At 48.2% G+C, this 898-nt stretch carries 2 protein-coding genes; one reads left to right on the top strand and one right to left on the bottom strand.

The window, feature by feature from the left end; translation table 11 throughout:
• The coding region (locus A3751_RS17105; RefSeq protein ID WP_197466445.1) for an AraC family transcriptional regulator ligand-binding domain-containing protein at positions 1 to 325 on the bottom strand (325 nt) is incomplete at its 3' end.
• A gap of 243 nt (positions 326 to 568) precedes the next feature.
• On the opposite strand from A3751_RS17105, the gene A3751_RS17100 reads away from it, so the two are divergent.
• Positions 569 to 898 (top strand): sugar phosphate nucleotidyltransferase (locus tag A3751_RS17100; RefSeq protein WP_255376097.1); only part of this gene is annotated, 330 nt, incomplete at its 3' end.

Below are 898 nucleotides of genomic sequence, written 5' to 3'. Positions count from 1 at the left end.
GCAGTTCATCAGTAATCTGGTTGTAAAAGCGGATTCCGCGTTCGTACAGCTCTCGTAAAGTGCTCGCGGTACTGACCCATTCGGTCATTAGCTCAAAGGTACCTACTTTGATCGGACGCTCCGTAAAGCCCATGAATTCATCATTCAAGGCCAGAGCAATTCCGTCATAGAGCAAGGCAACCTGCTGAACATCGAATCGGGAGTCGGGATGAGCAAGCTTACTGGCATTAATTCCGGCTGAGTGGATTAGCTGGTTAGCATCCAGACCTTTTCGACGCGCGCCACCGAGAGCGCTGATAATGTAATGGGTGTTGATCGATGCCATAGGGGTACGGTAGACAGGTATGGAGTCTGAATCAAGCTCGATGAGGCCGGTCGCTATGTGTTTTCTGGTTTTTGTTCTTGTCCGTTTTGTTATCGGTTATCAAAGGGCAGCGAGTCCCAGCCTTTTTGCTTTAAGAACTAAGTTCCTAACCTGAAGTTTTTCGCTATAGTTACGTATAGTCTCCGTATTTTGTGTCTCAGGATCAAAAGTCTTTTTAAGGCTTATAAAAGGAAGAAAAATAGCATGCAGAAAATTGTACCCGTGATTATGGCTGGTGGAAGTGGAACTCGGTTGTGGCCTTTATCTCGGAAGTTGTTCCCTAAACAGTTTTTGTCGCTTATTGGCGAAGCTTCGATGCTTCAAGAGACGCTGTCGCGGCTTGATCGACAGGAATGTACTGAGCTGTGTGTCGCTGAGCCGATTGTTGTTTGCAATGATGAGCATCGGTTTATTGTTGCAGAGCAATTACGCCAAGCTGGCCGCGAAGCAAAAAGCATAATCCTTGAGCCCGTCGGCCGAAATACGGCACCCGCCGTTGCTCTTGCGGCGCTTGACGCTGTGTCTGGAGATGCG

The organism is Oleiphilus sp. HI0080, assembly GCF_001635135.1.
The sequence above is the reverse complement of the archived record's forward strand: the minus strand, read 5'-3'. Positions and strand labels throughout refer to the sequence as shown.